This is a genomic window from Sphingobium agrisoli, assembly GCF_041877245.1.
GTDB lineage: Bacteria > Pseudomonadota > Alphaproteobacteria > Sphingomonadales > Sphingomonadaceae > Sphingobium.
Map to the genome: position 1 here is coordinate 40,859 of NZ_JBHDJI010000005.1, position 23,349 is coordinate 64,207.

The window sequence follows — 23,349 nt, forward strand, 5'->3', positions numbered from 1 at the left end:
CGATGCCCGCTTGCGGTCCCTCGCCCCGACATGCTAACGAACACCCGCACAAAATAGAGTCCGCCGGATACCCGAGTGGATGATGGGTCGCCCCTGCAAGCATAAAGGGGCCGTTGCCATGTCTAACGTCTCAATCACCGGCACGACCGGTACTGCTGGTTCCAATGGATCGACGCCTGGCGCCTCCGGCGGCAATGGCGGCACCGGACAATCCGTCAGCGCCGTGACGAGCACGCCTGCGGACGCGGACAATCGCGCCTATGCGCAGGGCGGTCAGGGCGGAAGCGGCGGCAGTGGCGGGGGCGGCGGCACGACCGGCGGCAATGCCGGATCGGGCGGCGCCGGCGGCAACGGATCGGCGACCGCGACGACATCGCGTGCAGGCGGCGCAATTGCGGTCGCGACCGGCAGTGGCGGCACGGGCGGCAGCAGCGGCAGCCCCGGCGGCGGCAGCGTGTCGAGCGGCCTTGGCGGCAGCGGTGGCTCTGGCGGCACCGGATCGGCGAGCGCCAGCGCGACCAACACCGCCGCGACCAGCGATTATGTCGAGGCGACGGCGGTCGCTTTCGGCGGCAGCGGCGGATATGGCGTCAATGCGGGGCGCAAGGGCGGCAATGGCGCCGCAGCCGGGGCCGCCACGGCGACCGCGATCAGCAACGGCGCGGGCAGCGTCGTCGCGAGTGCACGGCGCGTCGGCGGCAGCGGCGGGACCGGCTATTCGGGCGCGAATGGCGGCACTGGCGCTTCCGCCACAACCACCAACGCGGCCACCGGCCGGACCAATGGCGGCAATCTCTACCTCTATAACGACGCGACCGGCGGCAATGGCGGCTATTCGGACGGAGGAACGGCTGGAACGGCTGGGTCCGCTACGTCCAGCCTGACCTTCACCGACGCGACGAACAGCACCAAGAGCGCGCTGGTCTATGGTAGCATCACGGCGCAGGGCGGCACCGGCGGCGGCGGCAACAGCGGCACGGCCGGGCGCACCGGCGGGAACGCCAGCGCCTCAGCATCGCTGACCGGAACCCGCAGCGTTCAGACGAATGTCTATTCCTATGGCGGCTCGGGGGGGTCTTCGGGCAATGGCAATGGCGCGGCAGGCGGCGCAGCTACAGGCGGCGCTCAGGCGGTCAGCACGACGGCGGGCAATGACGCGGTCAGCGCCTATGCGAGCATTACCGGGGGCAGCGGCGGCTATGCCAGCGGCGCGGGCCGCGCAGCGGGCGCGGGCGGCGTCGCCAGCGGCGCGACGGCCTCGGCGCAGACGACCGGCACCAGCGCGTCGGCATCCGTGAGCCAATCCGGCGGCGGCGGCGGCTATGGCTATGCCGGCGCGAACGGCGGCGCGGGCGCGGCGAGCAGCCTGACCGATGCCGTTGCCGGCAGCACCAATGGCGGTACGCTGAATTTGGGTCAGACGGCGACAGGCGGCGCCGGGGGAGGATCGACGGGCGGCACTGCGGCGGCCGGCGGCGCGGCAGCGTCCAGCCTGACCTTCAACGATACCGCCAACAGCACGACGAGCGTGCAGCTCAATGTCGGCGTGACGGCGAACGCCGGCGGCGGGGGCAGCGGCAGCAACAGTGCGGGCGCGATCGGCGGCGACGCGACTTCCGCCGCCACGATCACCGGCGCGCGCAACATCAGCTTGTCAGTCTATGCCAACGCGGCTTCCGGCGGCTCCAGCGACAATCGCAGCGGCGGGAATGGCGGCGCGGCGACCGGCACCGGGGCGGCGGGCAGCACGACGACGCTCAACGACTATGTCACCAGCACAGTCAATGTGACGGGCGGCAACGGCGGTTATGGCGATACTGCCACGCGCACCGGCGGCGCGGGCGGCGCGGCCTCGGGCACTTCGTCCGCGTCGGCGAGCCTTGCCGGCGTCGGCCAGGCAAGCGCGACGCTCACCCTGCGCGGCGGTCATGGCGGGACCGGCTATGACGGCGCGGCGGGCGGCGCGGGCGCGGCGGGATCGGCCACCAACCGCGTGACCGGATCGACCAACGGCGGCACGCTTTACCTGTCGCAGAATGTCTATGGCGGATCGGGCGGCAGCAGCGCGGGCGGTCTTGCCGGCGCGGCGGGTGCGGCGACCTCCTCGCTCACGTTCAACGATTCGGGCGCGAACAAGAGCCGGCTCGTCAACGTCTATAGCTCCGCCTCGGGCGGCACCGGCGGCGCGGGCAGTTCGGGATCGGACGGGGCTGACGGCGCGTCAGGGACGGCTCTTGCGAATGCGACAGGCAATCGCGAGGTTACCGCCTATGCCTATGGCGCGGGCGGCAGTGGCGGCGGCGCGTCGGCGAACGGATCGGGCGGCGATGGCGCAGTCGCATCGGCGCGCGCCTTCGCGACCAGCAGCACGGTCAATCTGGAAGGCACCAACGCCACCGCCTATGCCGCGGCCGGCAGTGGTGGCAATGCGACCGGCGTGGGTGAAACGGGCGGCAATGGCGCTGGCGTCGCCGGCACGAGTTATGCCTCGGCCAGCGGCGGCGGCGGCAACACCAGCGCGACCGTCACCGGCTATGGCGGCAATGGCGGCACCGGCTACGCCAACGCCAATGGCGGCGCGGGCGCTTCGGTCAGCCTCACCAACCGGGTCGATGGCCAGAGCCGCAACGGCAATCTCTACCTCGCCCAGTCGCTGACAGGCGGCAGCGGCGGCTACAGCTATGGCGGCACCGCCGGCGCGGCGGGATCGGCAACGTCCAACGCGACCTTCGACGACACCGCGAAATCGACCCAGGCGAAATTTCTGTCCATGTCGATCAGCGCCACGGGCGGCACCGGCGGCAGCGGACAGGACGGCACGGACGGCCGCAACGGCGGCGCGGCGAGCGCCAGCGCGAACGGCAAGGGCGCCAAGCAGGTCACCGTCAGCAGCTATGCGACCGGCGGCACCGGCGGCTATGGCAGCGCCAACGGCAATGGCGGCGCGGGCGGCACCGCCACCGCGTCCACTATCGCCACCAGCACCACGACCAGCCTTGTCAACGGCAGCGACCCGGTCTCGGCCGGCGCCAATGCGAGCGGCGGCGCGGGCGGCAGCGCGCAGGGCGCGGGCCATGCCGGCGGCGCGGGCGGCGTAGCGAGCGGCACGAGCGCGAGCGCCACCAGCAGCGGCGTCGCCGCGAGCGCCAGCGTGGCGCAGCGCGGCGGCTCCGGCGGCTATGGCTATGGCGGCGCGAACGGCGGCGCCGGTGCGGCGAGCAGCCTCACCAACGCCGTCAGCGGATCGACCAAGGGCGGTACATTGTCGCTCGACCAGAATGCGTATGGCGGCGGAGGCGGCGGCAGCGAGGCAGGCGTTGCCGGGATCGGCGGCAATGCGACCTCGGCCTTGACCTTCAACGACACGCTCAACACCAACAAGAGCAACCTGCTCTACGCCTATAGCGGCGCTTATGGCGGCATCGGCGGCAGCGGCAATGGCACCGCCGGCGGCAAGGGCGGATCGGGCGTTGCCAGCGAAACCGTCACCGGCGCGCGGGCGATGCAGGGCAGCGTCACCGGCAGCGGCGGCTCGGGCGGCGGCTCGTCCACCGGCGGCGATGGCGGCGCGGGCGGCACGGGCCGGGCCAATATCAGCTTCACCAGCAATACGACCTTGGGCGATGCGGTGAGCGCCATCGCTTATGCCTATGGCGGCACCGGCGGCAGCGCCAGCGGCGCGGGCCGGCTGGCGGGCACCGGCGGCGCGGTCAGCAGCCTCTCGTCCGCTACCGCACGGAGCGCCGGGACGGGGTCTGTGACGGCGTCGCTCAATCTGACCGCCGGCAGCGGCGGCACGGGCTTTGCCGCCGCGTCGGGCGGCAAGGGCGGATCGGCGTCGATCGTCGACAAGGTGACGGGATCGACCAACGGCGGCTCGCTCGGCCTCACCCAGACGGCGCTCGGCGGCAGCGGCGGCTATTCCTATGGCGGCACAGCCGGCGCGGCCGGTACGGCGAACAGCAGCCTGACCTTCGACGACACTCTGAACGCAACCAAGAGCAACAGCGTGGGCGTTACCGCGAACGCGACCGGCGGCGCAGGCGGCAGCGGCCAGGCGAGCACGGCAGGGCGCGTCGGCGGCAGTGCGACGGCGGCCGCCAATGGCAAGGCGACCCGGGCGCTGGGCGTTTCCGCCAATGCATTGGGCGGCGCGGGCGGCTATGCATCGGATAATGGCAATGGAGCGGTCGGCGGCACGGCCACCAGCACCGCCTCGGCGAACAGCACGACCACCCTTGCCGACTCGGTCACCGCAACCGCCACGGCCAGCGGCGGCAGCGGCGGCAGCGGATCGGGCGCGGGCAAGACCGGCGGCGCGGGCGGCGTCGCCAGCGGTTCGCTGGCGCGGGCCGACAGCGGCGGCACCAGCGCGACCGCCATTGTCAACCAATATGGCGGCAGTGGCGGCGCGGGCTATGCCGGCGCGACCGGCGGCGCGGGCGCGGCGAGCAGCCTCACCGACGCCGTCGCCGGATCGACCAAGGCGGGGAGTCTCAACCTGTCGCAGCAGGCGCGCGGCGGCTTCGGCGGCAATGGCAATGATGCGGTTGGTGGCGTCGGCGGCAACGCGAACTCCAGCCTGACCTTCGACGACGCCGGCAATGTCAACAAGACCAACACGCTGTACGCCACCACCACCGCGACCGGCGGCGGTGGCGGCAACGGCGCCAATGCCAATGGCGGCAACGGCGGGGACGCGACGAGCATCGGATCGATCACCGGCACGCGCCAGGTCAATGCCAGCGCCTATGGCACCGGTGGCGCGGGCGGCGCATCGAGCGCGGGCGGCAATGGCGCAAATGGCGGCACGGCGCGCGCCTCGACGACCGCCACCAGCACAGGTACGCTGAGCGGCGATTATGCGTCGGCCTATGCGTCCGCTGCCGGCGGCAATGGCGGCAGTGCGACGGGCGGGGGCAATGTTGCGGGCAATGGCGGCGGGGTTTCGACCGCATCCTCCGCCTTCGCCTATTCCGGCGGAACTGCCAGCGCCACGGGCACGCTCTACCTCTACGGCGGCAATGGCGGCACCGGGTTCAGCGGCGCGTCGGGTGGGTCGGGCGCTTCCGTCGCGGCGACCAGCCGGGTGCGCGGGTCGACCAATGGCGGCACGCTGACGCTCAACCAGACGCTCTATGGCGGCGCGGGCGGCTACAGCTATGGCGGCATCGCCGGCGCGGCCGGCAGCGCGGCATCGACGCTGAACGTCGATGACACAGCCAGCAGCACGAAAAGCAACCAGCTCAACGCCAACAGTTCCGCGTCCGGCGGCGCGGGCGGCAGCGGCACCAGCAGCACCAACGGCCGCATCGGCGGCGCGGCGACCAGCAACGCCTCGGCTACCGGGACCAAGGGCGTGTCGCTCACCAGCAATGCCGGCGGCGGCGCTGGCGGCTATGCCCAATCCAATGGGAACGGAGCGGCTGGCGGCACGGCAACCGGATCGGCCACCGCATCGTCCACCACGACCGGCGCCGAAACGGTCAGCGCCACGATGACGGCGCTCGGCGGCCGGGGCGGCGACGGCCATGGCGCGGGCAACACGGCGGGCGCGGGCGGCGTCGCCAGCGGCGCGACCGCGCGCGCGGACAGCGGCGGCACCACCGCGTCGGCAAGCGTGACCCAGACGGGCGGCGCGGGCGGCAACGGCGCCGGCGGCGCAAGTGGGGGCGCAGGGGCGGCCAGTTCGCTGGTGGATGCCGTCAGCGGGTCGACCAAGCTCGGCAATCTTTCCCTCAACCAGCGCGCCGTGGGCGGCAGTGGCGGCGGCAGCGATACCGGCACCGCGCGCGCGGGCGGCTCTGCCACCTCCAACCTCAATTTCAACGACACGACTCAGGTCAACAAGAGCGCGCAGATCTACGCCAGCATCTCCGCCCAGGGCGGCGGTGGCGGTAACGGATCGAACACCTCCGGCGGCAATGGCGCATCGGCGATCAGCATCAGCACCATCAGGGGTGCGCGCGCGGTCCAGGCGGTCGGCAGCGCCACTGGCGGCGGCGGTGGCCAATCCTCGCTCGGCGGCAACGGCGGCGCGGGCGGCAACGGCCGCGTGTCGCTGACCGCGCTCAGCACGACGACGCTCGCCAACGCCGTATCAGCCAGCGCCTATGCCTATGGCGGCAACGGCGGCACGGCGTCGGGCGCGGGCCGGTCCGCAGGTGCGGGCGGCGGCATCAACGGCCTGTCCTCGGCCGAAGCGCGCACCAACGGCGCGGGCGCGGTGACGGCGCTGCTCAACGGCTATGGCGGCACCGGCGGCACCGGTTACAACACCGCCAATGGCGGCGCGGGCGGCGCAGTGACCTTGCTCGACAAGGTGAAAGGCTCCAGCAACGGCGGCACATTGTCGCTCAACCAGAGCGCCTATGCCGGCAATGGCGGCTATTCATATAATGGCAATGGCGGAGCCGGCGGCAGCGCATCGAGCCAGTTGACCTTCGATGATACGGCCAACACCACCCAGAGCACCAGCGTCGGCATGACCGTCAATGCCTATGGCGGCAGCGGCGATGGCAACAAGGTGGGCGGTGCCGGGGCCGACGCAACCGCTTATGGCACGCTGACGGCGGCGAACACCGCCAGCGTCGTCGCCACGGCGGTGGGCGGCGACGGCGGCGCGGGCAGCACGAGCAATGGCGCGGGCAGTTCCGCCGATGCGCGGTCGCTCGTCACCGGCAAGGCGGTCAACTCGCAAGCCTGGGCCGACGGCGGCAGGGGCGCGCTGAGCGAAGCCGACGCGCTCGCCTATGCCAGGGGGAACAGCGGCACCCTTCGCTCGACCTCGATCGCGTCGGACTTCGGGGGCAAGCTGGTGACGGGTGTCCGGGCTGATGCCTATGCCAGCCTTTACGGCACCAGCAGCATCCTCGACACGTCGCGGGCGCTGACCAGCGCATCCCTGGGTCTCGCGGCGAGCAACACCACGACGCAGCAGAGCGTCGCGCAGATATTCGGCGCGCCGACCAATGCGGACGTGACGGCGATCCTGTCGGGCAACAGCAACATCAACGCTGCCTTCACCGCCAAGTCGCCCTCCTATTTCGCGATTGCGCAGATGGGCGGCCGATACAGCGCGGCGGGTGTCGGCACCCAGACGGTCAACAGCACGGTCGATCTCACCGTCGATCTCAATCAGTTGCCCTCGCGCGATAATCTCGTCGTCGGCTTCTACAACGGCTCCGGCTTCGGGACGGGCGTCAGCAATGTAACGGTGACGATCTCCGCCAATGGCTCGACCCTGCTGAATCAGAGCTTCGCCTCGCAGGCGGCGGCGGTCAGCTATTTCACGAACCGGGCGGTCGATCTGGGCTCGCTCAGCGCGTCGCTCTACAGCAGCAACACGCTCAACCTGCGGGTCTCCATGTCGCTGACGATCAACAGCGCGACCAGCGGCTTCTTCGGCAATCTGCTGATCGGCGATCCGCCGGCGGAAAAGGCGGCGCCCGCGCCGGTGCCGGCTGCCTCCGCGCCCATCAGCCAGCAGAGCCAGTTGCAGAACCTGGTGGCCGGTCTCGCCAGCTTCGGCACGGATCAGGGCGCTGCACGGATCGACCGGCCGAGCCGCTATGGCCTGCCGACCCGCGACCTGCTGCTGGCTTCCTCAGGCGGGCTCGATCGCCGACATTTGCAGGCGGTCTGAGCGGGGACAAGAGGCAAGGCGCCTGCGCCTTGCCTCTTCCCGCGATTATGCGATGCTGCGCTATAATTCAGGGGGAGCGCCCGCGTCGGTCGCGGCAACAGGTGAATGATGGGGCTTGAAACGCCGCCGGCGCCGCAGCACGCGGGGTCGCAGCCGGTCGACAGCGGACTGGCGTCGCTGGTGCTGCTGCTCGCCTTCCACGGCCGGCCCGCCGATGCCGATCAGATCAAGCGCGAGCGGGGCCGGGGCGACGACCCCTTCGATGCCGACGACATCGTCCGCATGGCCCGTCGCCTGTCGGTCAAGGCGCGACAGGTCGGCGCGCCGCCCGAGACGCTATCGACCTTGCCCCTGCCCGCCATCGCCCAGGGGCGCGATGGCCGCTTCTTCATCCTGGGGAAGGTCGATGCGGCCGGGGGTGCCCTGGTCCAGCGGCCCGATGCGCCCGCGCCCGAGGTGTGGGATCAGGCGACGTTGGAGGCCGAATATGGCGGCAGCCTGATCCTTCTCACCACGCGCGAACAGATTGCGGGCGAAGCACGCCGCTTCGACGTCAGCTGGTTCATCCCGGCGCTGGTCAAATATCGCGCCGCGCTGCGCGACGTGTTCGTCGCCAGCTTCGTGCTTCAGGTGATCGCGCTCGCGACCCCGCTCTTCTTCCAGCTGCTGATCGACAAGGTGCTGGCGCATGACGCGATGACGACGCTCGCCGTCCTTGCCTTTGCGCTGCTGGTCGTTAGCCTGTGGGAAGTGGCGCTGGGGGGCCTTCGCACCTGGTTGTTCGCGCATACGACCAGTCGCGTGGACGCGGAACTGGGCGCGCAGATGTTCCGCCATCTGCTCAGCCTCCCGCTCGCCTATTTCGAATCGCGCCGCGTAGGCGATAGCGTGGCCCGCGTGCATGAGCTGGAAACGATCCGCGATTTCCTCACCTCCAATGCGGTGACGTTGATCCTCGACGTCTTCTTCACCCTCGTCTTTTTCGCGGTCATGCTGCTCTATTCGCCGCTGCTGACGCTGATCGTTGTGCTGTCTATCCCCGCCTATGTCGCCATTTCGATGGTCATTACCCCGCCGCTGCGCCGCCGGCTGGACGAGAAATTCGCGCGCGGGGCGGACAATCAAGCGTTCCTGGTCGAAAGCGTCACGTCCGTCCGGACGCTGAAGGCCATGGCGGTCGAACCGCAGATGCGCGAGAAATGGGAGCGGCAGATCGCCGGCTACACCCGCACCAGCTTCGCCGTGGCGCAGCTTTCCAACTGGGGCGGACAGCTGGTGCAGCTGGTGTCGAAGCTGACGATGATCGCCCTGCTCTATTTTGGCGCGCGGCAGGTGATGGGCGGCGCGATGAGCGTCGGCACGCTGATCGCCTTCAACATGCTCTCCTCCCATGTCTCCGGCCCCATCCTGCGGCTGGCGCAGCTGTGGCAGAATTTCCAGCAGGTGCGTATCTCGATCGACCGCTTGGGCGACATCCTCAACACCCGGCCCGAACCGCAGCATGACCCGACCAAGGCGGTGCTGCCCCCGCTCGAAGGGCGTATCCGCTTCGACCGGGTGCGCTTCCGCTATCGCCCCGACAGTCCCGAAGTGCTGCGCGATTTGAGCTTTGACATCGACGCGGGCGAGATGGTCGGCATCGTCGGCCCCTCGGGATCGGGCAAGAGCACGCTCACAAAGCTGATCCAGCGCCTCTATGTCGCCACCAGCGGCCGGGTGCTGGTGGACGGCACCGACCTGACGCTGGTCGATCCTGCCTGGCTGCGGCGGCAGATGGGCGTGGTGCTTCAGGAAAATGAGCTTTTCAACCGCTCGGTGCGTGACAATATCGCGCTCGCCGACCCCGCCGCGCCTATGGAGCGGGTGATCGCCGCGGCGCGGCTTGCCGGCGCGCATGACTTCATCCTGGAACTGCCCCATGCCTATGACACGCCGATCGAGGAGCGCGGCGCGAACCTGTCGGGCGGCCAAAGGCAGCGCATCGCCATCGCCCGCGCCCTGCTGTGCGACCCGCGCGTCCTGATCCTGGACGAAGCGACCTCGGCGCTCGACGCGGAATCCGAAGCGATCATCCAGCAGAATCTGGCGGCGATGGCCGCCGGCCGCACCGTCATCATCATCGCCCACCGCCTATCGGCCGTGCGCCAATGCCACCGCATCATGACGGTGGAGGGCGGCTCGATCACCGAGATGGGCGATCATAACGCGCTGCTGGCCGCAGGGGGGCGCTATGCCGCCCTCTTCCGCTCGCAGGTTGGCCTTGGCGGAGGCACGGCATGAGGGAAGGGATCGGCCGGCATTGGGAGATGGTGCGGCAGTCGCTCGCGCTCGATCGCGCCGCGTCGGCCGAACGCCTGGAGCGGCGCGAGACCGAGTTCCTCCCCGCCGCGCTGGAGATCATCGAAAGCCCGCCCAGCCCGGTGGGCCGGCTGCTGCTCTGGCTGCTGTGCGGGTTTCTGGGCATCGCATTGCTCTGGAGCATCCTTGCCAAGGTCGACATCATCGTCGCCGCGCCGGGCCGGATCGCGCCGCTCGACAGCGTCCAGACGGTCAGTTGGGGCGGATCGGGCGACGGGGCGGAAGGGACGGTCGGCGTCGTGCGCGCGGTGCATGTGGCGGAGGGCGATAACGTGAGGCGCGGGCAACTGCTGATCTCGCTCGATTCGACCATCGTCGGCGCGGATTCGGACCAGGCCCGGCGCGGTCTCGACAGTGCGCAGGTGGAGGCGGCGCGCTCGCGCGCCTTGATCGACTATCTGGCGGGCGGCCGCGCCGAGATGCGCGCCGTTCCCGGCTTGTCGCCCGAGGAAATGGCGGTGCAGCGCCAGCTCGTCCGATCGACCATCGGGGAATATGAGGCGCGCGCCGCCAGCATCGCGCAGCAGCAGGCCGAAAAACAGGCTCAGCTGCAATCGGCCCAGCGCCAGCGCGCGATGCTCGCCGATACGCTGGCGCTGCTCGACAAGGAAATCGGGATGCGAAGCGAATTGGCGGCCAAGGGTTACCAGTCCAAAGTCTCGCTCTATCAGATCCAGCAGGTGCGGATCGAACGGCTGCGCGACATGGAGCAGCAGCAGAGCCTCGCCGCCCAGGCCGGCGCGTCGCTGGCGGACCTCGCGCTGCAGCGCCAGCAGCTGCGCGCGGCGCTGTCGCGCGGCAGCCTGGCCGACCTCAGCAAGGCGAGCGACGACGCCAGCCTGCGCGAGCGCGAACTGGCGAAGGCGCAGCGGCGCAGCGCCCTGCTCCAGATCCGCGCGCCGGTGGATGGCACGGTCGAACAGCTGCGCGTGCGGACTGTCGGCGGGACGGTACAGGCCGCCCAGCCGCTGGTCAGCATCGTACCCAGCCGTGGGCCATTGTTCGTCGAGGCGCTGGTGCCCAATGCGGAGATCGGCTTCGTGCGCCTGGGCCAGCGCGTGCAGGTGAAGGTCGATGCCTATCCGTTCACCGATTACGGGATGCTCCACGGCGTCGTCCATTCGATCGGCCGCGATTCGGTGCAGGGGCTGGAGGAAGAGGCGCGGCCCGATCCCGCCGGCCCGACCGGCTTCAAGGTGCGGGTCCGCCTGTCCGACACCATGCTGCGCTCGGGCGATTGCAGCCCCGGTTCGCGCGACTGCCATCTGCTGCGACTGACATCGGGCATGCGCGTACAGGCCGAAATCCGCACCGGCCGGCGGCGGATCATCCAGTATCTGCTTTCGCCGCTGGTGGAGGCCGGCGCGGAGGCTGGCCGCGAGCGGTGAGCCCGCTACAGAGGCGACCCTATCGGCACCAAAACTTGAGCCGGCCGCGCCTTCTCGCGCGACCTTCGGCAGCGACGCCGCCAAAAGGCCGACGGTAAAAGGCCCGCCACAACGGGCGGGCCTTTTCGGTGCGTGACGCGCAAGGTGAGCGGAAGCCCCAACCCCCTCGACCGGATGATCCGTCCGGCGAGGGCGATCGGGCCTATTCGCCATCATCCTCCGCATCGGGTCCGGTCATCATCCCTTCGGCGACCTTTTCGGTCTGGGCGCGGATCGCCTTTTCCAGCTTTTCCGACAATTCGGGATGCTCGCGCAGGAAGGTCTTGGCATTCTCGCGGCCTTGCCCAATGCGGACCGAGTCGTAGGAGAACCAGGCGCCCGATTTCTCGACCAACCCGGCCCTGACGCCGATGTCGAGCAGCTCGCCGATCTTGGAGATACCCTCGCCATACATGATGTCGAATTCGACCTGCTTGAAGGGCGGGGCGACCTTGTTCTTCACCACCTTCACCCGGGTCGCGTTGCCGACGACGTCCTCGCGATCCTTGATCTGCCCGGTGCGACGAATGTCGAGCCGGACCGAGGCGTAGAATTTCAGCGCATTGCCGCCGGTCGTGGTCTCCGGGTTGCCATACATCACGCCGATCTTCATCCGCACCTGGTTGATGAAGATCACCATGCATTTGGAGCGCGAGATCGAACCGGTCAGCTTGCGGAGCGCCTGGCTCATGAGGCGCGCCTGAAGACCGACATGGCTGTCGCCCATCTCGCCCTCGATCTCCGCACGCGGCACCAGAGCCGCGACCGAATCGACCACCAGAACGTCGATCGCGTTCGACCGCACCAGCGTGTCGACAATTTCGAGCGCCTGTTCGCCGGTGTCGGGCTGCGACACGATCAGTTCGTCGATATTGACGCCGAGCTTTTTGGCATAGACGGGGTCGAGCGCATGTTCGGCGTCCACGAAGGCCGCGGTGCCGCCGCCCTTCTGCGCTTCGGCGATGGCGTGCAATGCCAGCGTCGTCTTGCCCGAGCTTTCCGGGCCGTAAATCTCGATGATCCGGCCCTTGGGCAGGCCGCCGATGCCAAGCGCGATGTCAAGGCCGAGCGACCCCGTCGGGATCGCCTCGATCTCCAGCTTCTCCCGGCTGCCGAGCCGCATCGCGCTGCCCTTGCCAAAGGCGCGGTCGATCTGCGCGAGCGCTGCGTCCAGTGCTTTCTGTCTGTCCATATTCCCCGTCTTCTTGGAATCGATGAGTGAAAGCAGTGCAGTCATCAGCCGGTCCTTAAGTCAAGCGGCATGCGAGTCCGCGTCGTCCTGGACGATGATGTATCCTGTTTGTTCTATCGGAACAAGAGGGGAACGGAAATTTCCTATTCGCCTCCCGCGCGCGCTGACTATCCGCCCAGCACCCGGCCCAAGGCCCGCTCCACCGCGCCGATGGTGAACGGCTTGGCGAGGGTCGGGCGGTCGGCATGGTCTGGCGGCAGATCGTCGGCCATGCCGCCGGTCGCGAAGATGAAGGGAATGTCGGACTTCGCCAATATATCGGCGACGGGCCAGCTCTTTTCACCCTGAAGATTGCAATCGACCAGCGCCGCGTCGAACCCGCCTTCGCGCGCATGGGCGCACGCTTCGTCGACCGTGGAGGCGACCGCGTGGAGCCGGTAGCCCAGTGCGTCGAGGTAATCCTCCAGCATCATGCCGATCATCGCTTCATCTTCGACGATCAAAATGCTCTTGGCGTCCGACATGCTGCACGTCCCTGCTAACCCAGCCGATTCGCTAGCCGATCCGCGCGACATTGCCCAGAGCAATCACTTTAACCCTGCGCAAGATCATTCCGCCGCAGGCCGCATCGCCAGCGCGTCGCGCGCCGCTTCGGCAAGCTGGCTGACGGAGAAGGGCTTGGGCAGGAAGGCGACGTTGGCGATGTCGATCGACTTGCGCAGCTGCTCCTCGGCATAGCCGGACATGAACAACACCGGAAGGTCGGGGTGGCTGTGGCGCGCGCGGGCGACCATGGCCGGGCCGTCCATATTGGGCATGACGACGTCGGAGATGAGGAGGTCAATCGTCTCGCCCGATCCGAGCACCTCCAGCCCTTGCTCACCATCCTGCGCGGTCAGCACGCGATAGCCCTGCCGCGTGAGCGCGCGTTCGGCGACGGCGCGGACCATATCCTCGTCCTCGACCAGCAGCACAGTGCCGGTGCCCCAGGTTTCCGCGCGGCGGACGGGCGCAGGCGGGGCGACCGGCAGGTCCGCGTCCGCGCCGCTATAGACGGGAAGATAGATGACGAAGCTCGCGCCGCGCCCCAGTTCCGATTCGGCGAAGATATAGCCGCCCGACTGCTTGACGATGCCATAGACGGTGGAGAGGCCAAGGCCCGTGCCCTTGCCCAGTTCCTTGGTGGTGAAGAAGGGCTCAAATATCTTCGCCAATATGTCGGGGGGAATGCCAAGGCCCGTGTCCGACACGCGGAGCGCGGTATAGTCGCCGGCCGGCAATATCTGCTGGTGCATCTCGCGCACCTTGGCGGCGGGGACGGCATAGGTCTGGATGTTAAGCGTGCCGCCTTCAGGCATGGCGTCGCGGGCGTTGACCGCCAGGTTGACAATCACCTGCTCCAGCTGGCCCGGATCGGCGCGCACCGCGCCCAGATTGCGGCCATGCGTCACGTCCAGCTTCACATTTTCGCCGAGCAGGCGCTTCAAAAGATTGGACACGTCGGCGACGATGTCGGGCAACTGCAATATCTGCGGGCGCAGCGTCTGCTGGCGGGAGAAGGCGAGCAGCTGCCGTGTGAGGCCGGCGGCACGGTTGCTGTTCGACTTGACCTGCTGAATATCGTCATAGTCGCTATCGCCCGGCGTATGGCGCATCAGCATCAGGTCGCAATGGCCGATGATCGCGGTCAGGATATTGTTGAAATCATGCGCAACGCCGCCGGCGAGCTGGCCGATCGCCTGCATCTTGGTCGCCTGCGCCACCTGCCGCTTGAGCTTGCTCTCCTCGCTATTGTCCTTGAGGCTGAGCAGCACCGCCGCTTCGCCGAGGCCCCGGACGCCCGCCAGGCTGAGCGCGACCGGATCGTCGGGGTTGTCGCGCATTCTGACCGCGATGTCGCCCGACATTTGCGGCCCGACGGCAAAGCGCCGCACCGCGTCGGCCACCGCCGCCTGATCCTCGCGCACGACCAGATCGCCGGGGTAGCTCGGCTTGTCGCCGGGCTTGAGGCCGGCCGCGCGCGCAAAGGCGTTGTTGAGGAAGAGGACGCGCCCGTCGCGGTCGGCCATCGCGAGGCCGAAGGGCAGCAGCGAGAGCAACGTCTCAATATAGGAGAGCGCGGAGGTGCCCCCGCCGCCCGCCGGCTCGTCGATCAGCAACAGCAGCATCGGCCCGTCCTGCGCGGACGTCTGCGCGCCATTGGGCTGGGTCGCGCGCTTTAGCGGCACCTGGAGCAGGCGCAGCGGCAGGCCGCCCTGCTCCTCGCGCGCCAGGAACAGCCGCGCCTTGCCATCGACGCGCATATGGGCGGCGAAATCGCGGCCGGTGATGTTGGCGTCGATCCGCCCTGTCGCGCGCAGCAGGAAAGCGCCGTTGGCAGCGCGGATTCGGCCTTCTCCGCCGATCATCACCGCCATGATGCCGGCTTCGCCCAGCTGCCGCCCGGCCTCTCCGGTCAGAAAGCGGTGGACGTCATCGAGCGCGCTCGGCTGGCGAACGGGGGTGAAGCGCCAAAGGAGATAATCCTCGGTCCGCCCCGTCCGCGTTATCTCGACATCCAGCCGCAGCGCGCCCTGCACCATGCCGTCGTGCCGCGCCGCGCCGTCGCGCCAGGCGGTGCGAGCGGCGCGCGCCAGGCTGTCGGCCAGCGCTTCGTCGGCGGCGATGGCGGGCGGTGTCGGATAGCCGGGAAACCATTCGCCGAACAGGTCGCTCGCACAGACCAGCCGCCCCGCCCGGTCGGTGACGGCGATCGCCATGCTCGACGCATCGGCAGCGGCGCGGGCGACGGTCCAATCGGGGGTCGCTTCCCGGTCGGCAGGTTCGGGCGGATAGAGATGCTGATACCAGGTCATCAGCGCGGCGGCGGTCAGGATCGTCGCGCCGAAGCCGGCGGCCAGTGCCCAGCTGCCAGCCGCATAGAGTACAAGGCCGGCGGATGCCAGCGCGGCCAGGATCAGCAGCGGCAGCGCCAAGCGCGAGCGCGGCTGGATCAGCCAGGCTTGCTCACCCCGTTTCAATCCCATCGCCCCTGCAACACCGGAAAAGGACCGCGCCCGATCAGACGCTTGCCTTCTCCAATGCGCCGCTTTGGTGGACCTTGCCAATCCTCAATTTGCGCGCCTGCCATTTGCGGCCCATGCGGCGCCGCCACACCCGGTCGGCGATCACATAACCGACGACGGCGCAGGCGAGCGAAATGAGGAACAGCCCGATCAGCATCGCGGGCGCGGCTTCGGAAAAGAGCCAGGCGCACCATTCGCGAACAGAGGCGTGCCGATCGACCAGCGCCATGAAGCCCGACGCATCGGCGCTGCGGCCGAGCAGCCAGTTGCCCAGCCATACCGACGCCATCAGGATCAACGGCGTGGTGGCGGGGTTGGACAGGAAAGTCATTGCCGCCGCGACCGGAATGTTGGCGCGGAACGGCAAAGCCAGCAGCGCCGCACCGGCGATCTGGACGCCGGGGATCAACAGGAAGATACCGACGAACAGGCCCAGCGCCACCCCGCGCGGCACCGACCGGCGGGTGAAGCGCCAGAGCGAAGGCTCCAGCACGCGATGCGCGACGGGAGCGAGCACCTTGCTTTTCTCCAGCGACTCGCGGGTCGGGGCGTTGGCGTGCCACCAGCGGGTGAGGCGGTTGTCCATCAGCCGTGCGCCTTCATGATGCGCTGCTGGTCGCGCTTCCAGTCGCGTTCCTTGATGGTCTCGCGCTTGTCGTGATTCTGCTTGCCCTTGGCCAGCGCCAGTTCGACCTTCACCTTGCCCCGGCTGTTGAAATAGAGCGAGAGCGGCACCAGCGTCATGCCCTTGCGCTCCACCGCGCCGTGCATCCGCGCGATCTCGCGCTCATGGAGCAGCAGCTTGCGGGGGCGCTTGGATTCATGGTTGAAGCGGTTGCCATGACTGAATTCGGGGATGTTGCTGTTGACCAGCCATACCTGGCTGCCCTTCACCTCGGCATAGCTGTCCGCGATATTGCCCTCGCCAAAGCGCAGCGACTTGACCTCGGTCCCCTGCAACGCGATCCCAGCCTCGAACACGTCCTCCAGGAAATATTCGAACTTCGCGCGCCGGTTTTCGGCGACGATCTTCTTCTTGTCGAAGGTTTCGGGGCGGGGGCGGGCCATGATGCTATTGCTGTTCCGATTTTTTAACGTCCGTTCGTGCTGAGTAGCCGCTGAGCGAAGTCGAAGCGGCGTATCGAAGCACCAGCGTCCCACAATGTCCTTCGATACGGCATTTCGACAAGCTCAATGCCAACTCAGGACGAACGGTAAATGGGCATGATATGCCTGATTTCCAAATTCTTCACACCAATCCCGCAATCTCCAGCGCCCGGTCCACCGCCGCCCGGCTCGATTCCGACGGCCAGGTGATGGGCAGGCGGACGTCGCCGGGCATGTCGGGGCGGACCCGCGTGAGCGCATATTTAACCGGGCCGGGTGAAGAATCGCTGAACAGGGCATCGTGCAGCGGGTAGAGACGATCCTGAAGCGCCAATGCGCCATCCCAGTCATGCGCCGCGCAGGCCGCCTGAAATTCCGCGCACAGGCGCGGCGCGACATTGGCGGTGACGCTGATGCACCCCCGGCCGCCCATCGCATTAAAGCCCAGTGCCGTTTCGTCATTCCCGGAAAGCTGGCAGAAGTCGGGGCCGCAGGCCAGCCGCTGGGCGGTGACCCGCCCGAGATTCCCGGTGGCGTCCTTCACCCCCACGATCGACTGATATTCCTCGGCCAGCCGGTACATGACGGGGACGCCGATGTCGGTGATGGTGCGGCCCGGTACATTATACAGCACGATCGGCAGGTCGCAGCGCTCGGCGAGATAGGCGAAATGCTGGTAAACGCCGTCCTGGTTGGGCTTGTTGTAATAAGGCGCGACCACCAGCGCCGCGTCCGCGCCCGCCGCCTGCGCCGCATACATATGTTCGAGCGCGATGCGCGTGTCGTTGGAGCCGCAGCCGGCAATCACCGGCACGCGCCCAGCCGCCTGATCGACGCAGATGGCGATGACGCGATTATGCTCCTCGACCGTCATCGTTGCGCTTTCCCCCGTGGTGCCGCAGGGCACGAGGCCGCTCGATCCTTGCGCGATCTGCCAGTCGACGAAGGCGCGGAACGCCGCCTCGTCCACCCGTCCGTCGCGAAACGGGGTCACCAGAGCCGGAATCGAGCCCGAAAACATGATTTTACTCCTTCATTTCTCCGGGCGGCCGGGGCATGATCGGTCAGCGGGGCGCTGTAGCGCGCCATTCAGGGCCTGATAAGGATGCAATGGGGATAATGTCCAGCATGCGCGCCTCATCCCATGTTGAAAGTTACCTCATACGCATGCCGATCGTTGCCTTGTTGCTCGTCACCGCCGGCGCGGGCGCGCAGACCGAAGTCGTGCAGCCCATCCCGCCCGAATATCCGACCGGTCCGGTGGTGCAGCCGCTGCCGGGCCCGCCGAGCCAGCCCAGCCCCTGGCAACACGTGCAAAGCCGCATCGGCGTGGCGCAGGACAGCGGCATCGCCGGCACCATCAGCCAGTGGCGCGCGCTCCAGCAGAGCGATGGCCTGGGCTTTTCGACCTATGCGAGCTTCCTGATCGCCAATCCCGGCTGGCCGGGCGAGGACCGGATGCGCAAGCTGGCCGAGGGCGGGATCAATCCCGACAGTTTCGATCCGCGTCAGGTGGTCGCCTTCTTCGCGCGTTTCCCCGCCCGCACCGCCACGGGCCACGCCCGCAACGCGGTCGCGCTGATGCAGCTTGGGCGCATGGACGAAGCGCGGGTCGCCGCGCGCAGCGCCTGGGTCGGCGGATCGCTCACCCCGGCGGACGAGGCGCGGTTGCTCTCGCTGTTCGGCTCCACCTTCACCAGCGTCGATCATGACCAGCGCGCCGATGCCTTGTTGTGGACCAACGACCTTAACGGCGCGACGCGCATGATCGCCTATGTCAGCCCCGCGCGCCGCCCGGCCTTCCAGGCGCGCGTCGCCTTCCGCCGCAAGAGTCCCGACGCCGCTATGCTGATGCAGGGCGCCGACGCCACCGGGGCGAACGATGCCGGCTATGTCGCGGACAAGGCGCTGTGGCTGCGCGACAGCGGCAACTGGATCGCGGCGCGCCAATATCTGGCGAACCGCCCGGCCGCCACCTACCGGCCAAGCAATCCCGAGAAATTCTACGAACTGCTGCTGGGGCAGGCGCGCGCCGCCGCCAATGACAGCCAGTGGAGCTACGCCTACGGCATCGCCAGCCGGATCGACGATGCGGTGCCGCCGGGCACCGACCTCTCGGACCAGCCGATCGGGGTGCGCGACGATTATACCAGCCTTGCTTGGCTGGCGGGCAGCACGGCCTATTACAACCTCAACCGCCCGACCGACGCGGTGACGATGTTCCGCGCCTATGCCAACGCGGCCAAGTCGCCGCAGACCAAGTCGAAGGGCTATTATTGGGCCGGTCGCGCCGCGCTTCAGGCGGGCGACGCGGCGAGCGCCAATAGCTATTTCGCCCAGGCCGGGGTCTATCCCGACCAGTTTTACGGCCAGCTCGCACTGGAGCGCCTTGGCCGTCCGATCCCCGCTCCCGCCACTGTCGACCGCCCGGTGCCCATCTCCGCCGCCGAGCGCGCGGCGTTCGAGAGTCGATCGGTCGTGCGCGCCGTCCGGGCGCTGGGGCAGATGGGCTATTGGGAGGACCAGAGCAAGTTCGCCCGCGCCATCGCCAACAATGCCGACAGCGACGCCGACCATTTCCTCGCCGCCGAACTGGCGCAGAAGATCGGGCGGCCCGACATGGGCGTGATGGTCGGCCGCCGCGCCGTTTCCAGCGGCCTCACCGGTTATGGGGAAAGCGCCTTCCCGCGCGTGCCGGTGCCAAGCCAGGCGCAATATAACTGGACCATCGTCCATGCCATCGCCCGGCAGGAAAGCCAGTTCGACCGGCAGATCGTTAGCCATGCAGGCGCGCGCGGGCTGATGCAGCTGATGCCCGGCACCGCGCGCGAGCAGGCGGGAAAGCTGGGGCTGAGCTACAATCCCGGTGCGCTCAACGATCCCAGCTACAATATCCTGCTGGGGTCGGGTTATTTCCAGCGCATGCTCGATTATTATGGCGGCAGCTATCCGCTCGCGGTCGCGGCCTATAATGCCGGGCCGGGCAATGTGAACAAATGGATCGCCGCCAATGGCGACCCGCGCGTCGGCGGGGCGGACATGCTGCGCTGGATCGAGCAGATCCCGATTTTCGAGACGCGCAACTATGTGCAGCGCGTGCTGGAAAATGCCGTCGTCTATGAAGCGATGAACCCGGAGCGGGCGCGGTTCCGGGGCACGACCGCGGTGCTCAGCCGCTATCTGGGCAAGCCGACGCCGGGGTGACCCGGCGCCGGCCGCGCCTCAGAAGCGATAGCCGAAGGTCAGCGTGACGGCATCGAAGCCGGCATTGGGCAGGAACTGGTGATCGGCATGGGTGTACATGAGCCCGATGCGCAGCAACTCGAAGGCGGAGGTCTGCCCGCCCTCCCGTCCGCGCACGCCCAGGCTGATCGCCGCTTGGTGCACCTCGTCATAGGGCACCACATCCTTTGTCAGGATGGAGTAGGTATAGCTGCCACGCAGCGTGCCGGCGCGACCGAACACCCGTCCCTGGAGCGGCAATTGATAGGCCACGCCGTTGCGGAACATCCAGTTGCGGGTCTGCCCGGCGTCGCGCGCGTCGAGCAGGAAGTCGCCGGTGGTGGTGCTGTATCCGACCATGTTGCCGATCGTCACGACGCCGCGACCGACATTGCTGATCCGGTAGAGGCTGCTGAGCGAGGCGGTGACCAGTTCCCGGTCGCCGCCGAACGCCTTGTCGGCAACGACGATGCCATAGGAAGCGCGCGGGGTCAGTGTCCAGTCGGGCGTCGCGTGGAATTCGACGCCGGCCGAAACGGTTGCGAGCAGGGCGGTGCGAACAGGCAGACGGAAAATGCCGCTGCCTTCCGCATTGGCGCGCACGACGCTGACGGGCAGGTCGATAACGAAGCGGGTCCGGCTGCCCTCTGCGATTCGCGATCCGTGGCGATACCAGCCGTCGATTCGCTGGCCGTCCTGCCCGCCCGCCTTCCAGTAGGTGCCGTTGAGGCCGATCGCATCGACATCGGCAATCGGCACTTCGGGCTCGAACTCCTCCAGCCCGAGGGCGGTCTGAAACGCCTGCGTCTGGACGCTGTTGGGGCTGCCATAGGCGACCGTGTCGCAACCGGTCTGGGTCACCTGCCTACGGGCCAGACCGTCGCGCCAGGAACCGGCCTGCCGATCATGGCCGGCAGCAAATCCCAGATTTGGAACATTGGGCAACTGCGGGATGCCCGGAGCTATCTCGCGACTGGCGCAAGGATCAATCGGTGTGCCATCTGGCCCCCTCTGCGCCCAGGCGGAAGGAACGCACAGGAAGAACGCGGCCGCGAGCGCGGCCGGGACAAAGACGAATCGCATGGAAATCCCCTAATTTCGATGTTGCCGACTTGTTTCTGTTGTAGATGCGACGCGACCGATCGGACTATTGCCCGTTATTCATACCAATATTAACACAGGCTAATGAAATCCAGTGAATAATCAGCCCAATTACATCACCCCCGAAGGGTTCGCGAAGTTGCGCGCCGATTATGACCATCTGCTGGGGGTCGAACGCCCGCGGATCGTCGAGGTGGTGAGCTGGGCGGCGGGCAATGGCGATCGCAGCGAGAATGGCGACTATCTCTATGGCCGCAAGCGGATGCGGGAGATTGACGGGCAACTGAAGCGCCTGTCGAAGAAGATGAAGGACGCCAAGATCGTCGATCCGCGCCAGCAGCCCGACAAGGCGCGGGTCTATTTCGGCGCGACCGTCACCATCGCCGACGAGGACGACAACCACCGCACCGTGACGATCGTGGGCAATGACGAGACCGACGTCGACGCCGGGCGCATCGGCTGGGGGTCGCCGATGGCGCGGGCGTTACGCGGGGCGGCGGTGGGCGATCTGCGCCGGGTGGTGCTGCCGGCGGGCGAAAAGGAATATGAGGTGATAGCGATCGCCTATCCGCAATAAATGCTATTCGTGCGGTCGCAGCGCGCGGTTGAGGCTGTCCAGCACCGCGTCGATCGGCTCGGTCACGGTGACGCTACGCCCTTCGCCGAAGCGGATGCGGGTGCCATCGCTGACCTGGGTGACGAAGGTGACCTGGGCGGGGTTGATCGCGGTCTGGGTCCGGTCGGTGCCGACGAACATCACGAGCATGGCGTGCCTCTCCTTCTGTTTGAACAGGCAGCCTAACGGCTTTGGAGCGCCACGCCAGTCCTAGTTTTGCGTCGGCGTTCAGGCCGCGCGGATCGCGGCGATGAAGCCGCCCGCCCGTTGCTCCAGCCGGTGCGCCTCGCCCGCAAGCCTATTCGCGACGTCGCGCAGGCCGCCCACCGCCACCACGCTCGCTTGGGCATTGTCGCTGATCTGCCGCGCGCCGGCGCGGATATGATCGCTCGATGCGCCGGCTTCCGCCACGCTGTCGGCGATGGTGCGGCTGAAGGCGCTCTGACGCGCGACCGCGTCGAAGATCGCGGCGGACAGGCTGTCGGCGCGCGCCATGGTCGCATCGATATGCGCCTGCCCGGCAGCCACATCGCCGATGCCGGTGCGGATATGGTCGATCCGCCCGGCGATGCTGGCGGCAGCGTCGCGCGTCTGCTGCGCCAGCGATTTGACCTCGCGCGCGACGACCGCGAAGCCCTGCCCCGCTTCGCCGGCCCGTGCCGCCTCTATGCTGGCGTTGAGCGCGAGCATGGCGGTCGCCCGCGCGATGCTGTCGATCAGCGCCACGACCTCGCCGATGCTGTCTGCTTCGGCCCTGAGCGCCGCGCTGCGCGCCGCGCCCGACCGGCTATATGCCGCCGCCTCGCGGATCGCCGCGCCCGCCGCCTGGGCTTCGGCCTCCATCAACCGGAACAGTTGCCCCAATTCCGCGCCGCCGGCGGCAAGCCGATGCAGGCGTTCGGCGGTCTGCGCGGCGGCGACCGCCATGGCGGCGGAATCCGTCCCGTCGCCGGCCGCGCGCTCGGCCGCCTGCGCTGCAAGTCCCGCCAGGCGATCGGCCATCTTCGCCATATCGGCGATCATCGCGGCAATGTCTTCGCGAAAGGCGGCGCTTTCGCGGCTGACATGCTCGGCCCGCGACGCACGCGCCAGCGCCATCCGCGCGTCGCGCTCGGCGGTCAGGCGCAGCAGCAGCGGCCCGCCCAGGACACCGACATAGACACCTCTGTCAGTCGCGATCAGCCCGTCGCACCCCGTCCCCTGCGCGGCGTAGAGATCGACCAGCGCCTCGATGCTCTCGCTCTGCTCGGCCGTGGCGCAGGGCCGCACATGATCGTCCAGCCGCCCCCCGAAGCTGGGATTGCGCAGCAACGCATGGCCGAACGGGTTGAAGAGGATGCGGCGCATGTCCCGCTCATAGATAGCGCCGACCGGCCGGTCCCGCCCGTCGAGCACCGGCAGCAGCCGCAACCCCGCATCATATTGGAACTGATCGACCGCATCGCTCAGCGGCTGGCCGAGCCGGACGACGGGGCTCTCCTCTGCCTGAGGCATAAGCGCCGGCAGCGGATCGGGTGCGATGAGGCGGGCGGTGGAAGCCATGCGCCCGACCTACCGACCAATGGTAAACCGGGGGTTAGAATTTCGTGACACTATCGTGACAATGCCAGTTTTTC

The 23,349-nt window shown here is 68.4% G+C and carries 14 protein-coding genes; 5 read left to right on the top strand and 9 right to left on the bottom strand.

All coding sequences use genetic code 11. The features are described from left to right. Positions 1-118: 118 nt before the first annotated feature. From ACETPF_RS10120 to ACETPF_RS10130, 3 genes are all read left to right on the top strand, one after another. Positions 119-7,645, top strand: coding sequence for a beta strand repeat-containing protein (locus ACETPF_RS10120; protein ID WP_373934350.1), 7,527 nt, complete (start codon positions 119-121; stop codon positions 7,643-7,645). Between the two features lie 105 nt (positions 7,646-7,750). After that, positions 7,751-9,925 (top strand): type I secretion system permease/ATPase, encoded by a 2,175-nt coding sequence (locus ACETPF_RS10125; RefSeq protein ID WP_373934351.1) that lies wholly within the window; start codon positions 7,751-7,753, stop codon positions 9,923-9,925. Further along, the gene (locus ACETPF_RS10130; protein ID WP_373934352.1) at positions 9,922-11,391 is read left to right on the top strand and encodes an HlyD family type I secretion periplasmic adaptor subunit; all 1,470 of its coding nucleotides are present in this window, start codon (positions 9,922-9,924) and stop codon (positions 11,389-11,391) included. The genes ACETPF_RS10125 and ACETPF_RS10130 overlap by 4 nt, the downstream gene beginning before the upstream one ends. A 202-nt stretch (positions 11,392-11,593) precedes the next feature. Here ACETPF_RS10130 and recA read toward each other — a convergent pair whose 3' ends face one another. The 6 genes from recA to dapA form a co-directional block, all read right to left on the bottom strand. Then, positions 11,594-12,667 carry a recombinase RecA gene (gene recA / locus ACETPF_RS10135; protein ID WP_373934353.1) on the bottom strand — a complete coding sequence of 358 codons (1,074 nt, stop codon included), beginning with the start codon at positions 12,665-12,667 and terminating at the stop codon, positions 11,594-11,596. Between the two features lie 122 nt (positions 12,668-12,789). Beyond that, entirely contained in the window at positions 12,790-13,146 is a 357-nt protein-coding gene (locus tag ACETPF_RS10140; protein ID WP_373934354.1) for a response regulator, read from the bottom strand. 84 nt (positions 13,147-13,230) lie between these two features. Continuing rightward, on the bottom strand, positions 13,231-15,648 hold the full coding sequence (locus ACETPF_RS10145; RefSeq protein WP_373934355.1) for an ATP-binding protein: 2,418 nt from the start codon (positions 15,646-15,648) through the stop codon (positions 13,231-13,233). Positions 15,649-15,682: 34 nt separating this feature from the next. After that, a complete protein-coding gene (locus ACETPF_RS10150) occupies positions 15,683-16,273 on the bottom strand; it encodes a DUF2062 domain-containing protein (protein ID WP_373934356.1) in 591 nt (196 codons plus the stop codon). After that, complete coding sequence (gene smpB, locus ACETPF_RS10155; protein WP_066696017.1) at positions 16,273-16,755, bottom strand: SsrA-binding protein SmpB; 483 nt, start codon at positions 16,753-16,755, stop codon at positions 16,273-16,275. The genes ACETPF_RS10150 and smpB overlap by 1 nt, the downstream gene beginning before the upstream one ends. 181 nt (positions 16,756-16,936) lie before the next feature. Further along, positions 16,937-17,815: a 4-hydroxy-tetrahydrodipicolinate synthase gene (gene dapA, locus ACETPF_RS10160; RefSeq protein ID WP_373934357.1), complete on the bottom strand. Its 879-nt coding sequence runs from the start codon at positions 17,813-17,815 to the stop codon at positions 16,937-16,939. A 146-nt stretch (positions 17,816-17,961) separates the two neighbouring features. On the opposite strand from dapA, the gene ACETPF_RS10165 reads away from it, so the two are divergent. Continuing rightward, the gene (locus tag ACETPF_RS10165) at positions 17,962-19,998 is read left to right on the top strand and encodes a lytic transglycosylase domain-containing protein (RefSeq protein ID WP_373934358.1); all 2,037 of its coding nucleotides are present in this window, start codon (positions 17,962-17,964) and stop codon (positions 19,996-19,998) included. Positions 19,999-20,016: 18 nt separating this feature from the next. On the opposite strand, the gene ACETPF_RS10170 is transcribed toward ACETPF_RS10165, so the two are convergent. After that, on the bottom strand, positions 20,017-20,961 hold the full coding sequence (locus ACETPF_RS10170) for a hypothetical protein (RefSeq protein WP_373934359.1): 945 nt from the start codon (positions 20,959-20,961) through the stop codon (positions 20,017-20,019). Between the two features lie 250 nt (positions 20,962-21,211). Between ACETPF_RS10170 and greB the strand changes: the two genes are divergently transcribed. Beyond that, positions 21,212-21,694 (top strand): transcription elongation factor GreB, encoded by a 483-nt coding sequence (greB, locus tag ACETPF_RS10175; RefSeq protein ID WP_373934360.1) that lies wholly within the window; start codon positions 21,212-21,214, stop codon positions 21,692-21,694. Between the two features lie 3 nt (positions 21,695-21,697). On the opposite strand, the gene ACETPF_RS10180 is transcribed toward greB, so the two are convergent. Further along, complete coding sequence (locus ACETPF_RS10180) at positions 21,698-21,883, bottom strand: hypothetical protein (RefSeq protein WP_066696002.1); 186 nt, start codon at positions 21,881-21,883, stop codon at positions 21,698-21,700. 78 nt (positions 21,884-21,961) lie between these two features. Continuing rightward, the gene (locus ACETPF_RS10185) at positions 21,962-23,275 is read right to left on the bottom strand and encodes a methyl-accepting chemotaxis protein (protein ID WP_373934361.1); all 1,314 of its coding nucleotides are present in this window, start codon (positions 23,273-23,275) and stop codon (positions 21,962-21,964) included. Between the last annotated feature and the right edge of the window lie 74 nt (positions 23,276-23,349).

Excerpts from the sequence above, each read along its gene's own strand:
- ACETPF_RS10125 (WP_373934351.1), top strand. The coding sequence starts at position 7,751 with ATGATGGGGCTTGAAACGCCGCCGGCGCCGCAGCACGCGGGGTCGCAG.
- ACETPF_RS10185 (WP_373934361.1), bottom strand. The coding sequence starts at position 23,275 with ATGGCTTCCACCGCCCGCCTCATCGCACCCGATCCGCTGCCGGCGCTT.
- ACETPF_RS10180 (WP_066696002.1), bottom strand. The coding sequence starts at position 21,883 with ATGCTCGTGATGTTCGTCGGCACCGACCGGACCCAGACCGCGATCAAC.
- recA (WP_373934353.1), bottom strand. The coding sequence starts at position 12,667 with ATGACTGCACTGCTTTCACTCATCGATTCCAAGAAGACGGGGAATATG.
- ACETPF_RS10145 (WP_373934355.1), bottom strand. The coding sequence starts at position 15,648 with ATGGGATTGAAACGGGGTGAGCAAGCCTGGCTGATCCAGCCGCGCTCG.
- smpB (WP_066696017.1), bottom strand. The coding sequence starts at position 16,755 with ATGGCCCGCCCCCGCCCCGAAACCTTCGACAAGAAGAAGATCGTCGCC.
- dapA (WP_373934357.1), bottom strand. The coding sequence starts at position 17,815 with ATGTTTTCGGGCTCGATTCCGGCTCTGGTGACCCCGTTTCGCGACGGA.
- ACETPF_RS10165 (WP_373934358.1), top strand. The coding sequence starts at position 17,962 with ATGCCGATCGTTGCCTTGTTGCTCGTCACCGCCGGCGCGGGCGCGCAG.
- ACETPF_RS10150 (WP_373934356.1), bottom strand. The coding sequence starts at position 16,273 with ATGGACAACCGCCTCACCCGCTGGTGGCACGCCAACGCCCCGACCCGC.
- ACETPF_RS10130 (WP_373934352.1), top strand. The coding sequence starts at position 9,922 with ATGAGGGAAGGGATCGGCCGGCATTGGGAGATGGTGCGGCAGTCGCTC.
- ACETPF_RS10140 (WP_373934354.1), bottom strand. The coding sequence starts at position 13,146 with ATGTCGGACGCCAAGAGCATTTTGATCGTCGAAGATGAAGCGATGATC.
- ACETPF_RS10120 (WP_373934350.1), top strand. The coding sequence starts at position 119 with ATGTCTAACGTCTCAATCACCGGCACGACCGGTACTGCTGGTTCCAAT.